We start from the raw sequence: 2,467 nt of genomic DNA on the forward strand, positions 1-2,467 counted from the left end.
CGACAGCAGTGAAAACGGCCGTGATGCCTCTGCTGACCTCTGACGGCGAACCCACTGGGGAGCTTCTGGCGTACGCGCTGCTTGTTGTCGCCTTGCATACGGGCCGCAACACCACCCCGCTGCTCGAGCTGCCCGTGGACTGCCTGCGCACCCACCCGAAGGACAACACAGCCTTCCTCGTCGTCTACAAGAGACGGGGCCATACCACCAGCAAGGTCATCCTTCGAGGGGAATCGAAGATCACGCGCGTAGTCGAATCGACACCCACGCTCCGGCCAACCGTATTGCAACTGCTCCGGCGCGTCATCGCTGGCACCGAGAAACTCAGAGTAGAGGCATCGCCCGAACTACGTGAGCGGGTCTGGCTCTATCGATCCAAGTCCTTCGCCGGTGGAATCACGGCATTGAGCACTGCGACCCTGTGGCTGGCGATCAACAAGCTCGTCGACGACTACCAACTTCGCGACCTCGACGGCAAGCCACTGTCGATCAACGTGAGTCGGCTGCGTAAGACCTTCGTGAACCGCATCTACGAGTTGCTCGATGGGAACATCGTCGCGGCGGCGGCGGCCGCCGGAAACAGCCTCCAAGTTACCGGTCAGAGCTACCTTCGCCCAAGCGAGTCCGCTCAGCGCAATTGGGCCTTCATGGGGAAGATCCTGGTGAAGGAACTACTCGCCGGAACCCTTGGCACAACCGCGCGCACGCCGGTAGGCCAGTGCTCGGACCCGAAGGAGGGTGACTACGCGCCCAAGCGGCATGGTTCCGTGTGCAGCAGCTTCCTGAACTGCCTTCGCTGCCGCAACTACGTGGTCACTGGCGACGATCTATGGCGGCTCTTCTCCTTCTACTTCCGCATCTTGCGGGAGCAGGTCAACGTCGATCGGCGCAAATGGCGGCAGCAGCTGGCGCACATCCCCAGGCTCATTGAGCGCGACGTGATCCAGACGGGGATCGCCAATGGTGTGTTCAAGGCGGCGCAGGTCGAAGCGGCCAGGGAGCGTGCACGCCACACCCCGCACCCGTTCTGGGCCTCGGACACTGTAATGAGCGACATTGATCTCTTGCAAGCTTCAGGGGCTGTCGCATGAACGCGATGGCCAGCCACACGTCAGAGGCCGCGCCGTTCCTGCTTGCGCAACAGCCCCACGTGCGCGAGCTCAGCGCCGAACAACGCGACGCATTGGTCATCTCGGCCCGCAAGGTAGACGGTGCCTGGGTTGTCGTGAGCCGCTATAGCGATCCGCGCTGGGAACGGCTCGGCAAGACAACGAACCGCAAGATTGGCGTTGTCTTCGATCTCGTGGACGAAGAGCTCCGCGACTCGGTCCGCCAGGCGATGTACCGCTTCCATATGCGTGGGCGCGCAGGAGGCAAGCGCCCCGAGGCGAGCACTGTCCTAGGTTTGTTCAACGACCTGCTGGCGTTCATGAGGCACCTGCGCAGCTGCAAGATCACGCGGCTCGACGAAATCACGCGCCTCGTTTGCACGTCCTACGTGAAGGTCCTCAAAGAACATCGCACGGCGAACGGCAAGCCCTTGAAGGCGGCTACCCTTGACCGCAAGCTGCGCGCCGTTGAGAGCTTGTTCGAGCTGAGCCAGCACACCACTGACGCGATGCCGGTGCATCCATGGCCCGAGACCTCTGCCAAACACATGGCAGGGCTGTCCGGATCGGTTGCGCGTCAGCACAAGACGCCCTTGATGCCGGATGACGTCTTCACCACCCTGTTCCAAACCTCATGGGCCATCGTTGAGCGCGCACCAACCCTTCTGGACCTCCGGGACCAGATGGACCGAGTCAAAGCCGCCAAACGGCATCTCCACCTTCGCGCCGCCGCCAGGGCGCAGTCGCTGCGGCTGCTTGAACTCGGCTGGCAGACCGGCCTTGCCGGGCTTGCCAAGGAGCTGATGGACGTCCGAAGGGCCTGCTACGTGGTGCTGGCCAGCGTGTCTGGATGCAGAAACCATGAGCTGGCCTGGCTTCAGACTGGCGCAGTCTTCAGCACGCAGAGCGACACTGGCGCCGACGGCGCACCCGGGGTGGAAGCCGATGTGGTCTGGTGGATGCGTTCTGTCTCTGCGAAGACTGACGAGGGACTCACCACCTGGATGATTTCGCACGCTGGCGTCGAGGCACTTCGCGTCATGGAGCGGTGGGCCCTGCCGTACCAGAATGCAATTGCGGAAGAGATTGCCTTGCGGCGCGCAACGGACGCACGCGATCCAGAGATCGCCGAAGCGCAACGTCATAGCTCGGCGCTCTTCCTGGGGAAGAGCAGCTCCTCCGGGCTTGTTCGAACCTTGTCGCTGCACGGTTGGTTCGATGAACTGCGCAACTTCGCCAGGGTCCGCTGTGGGTTGGATTGGGCGTTGGCGAGCCATCAATTCCGTCGCACGTTCGCGCACTACGCAGCAAAGAGTCAGTTCGGCGATCTGCGCTATCTGAAGGAGCACTTCAAGCAC

At 62.5% G+C, this 2,467-nt stretch carries 1 protein-coding gene and 1 pseudogene; both read left to right on the forward strand.

Annotation, left to right across the window (positions count from 1 at the left end; genetic code table 11):
- A pseudogene (locus ACXJKR_RS29805) lies at window positions 1-1,091 on the forward strand (hypothetical protein); the annotation flags it as partial.
- Window positions 1,088-2,467, forward strand: a 1,380-nt coding sequence (locus tag ACXJKR_RS29810; RefSeq protein WP_457325920.1) for a hypothetical protein, incomplete at its 3' end; no start/stop codon positions are given. The pseudogene ACXJKR_RS29805 and the gene ACXJKR_RS29810, both read left to right, overlap by 4 nt.

It is taken from the genome of Roseateles sp. P5_E11 (assembly GCF_054049355.1).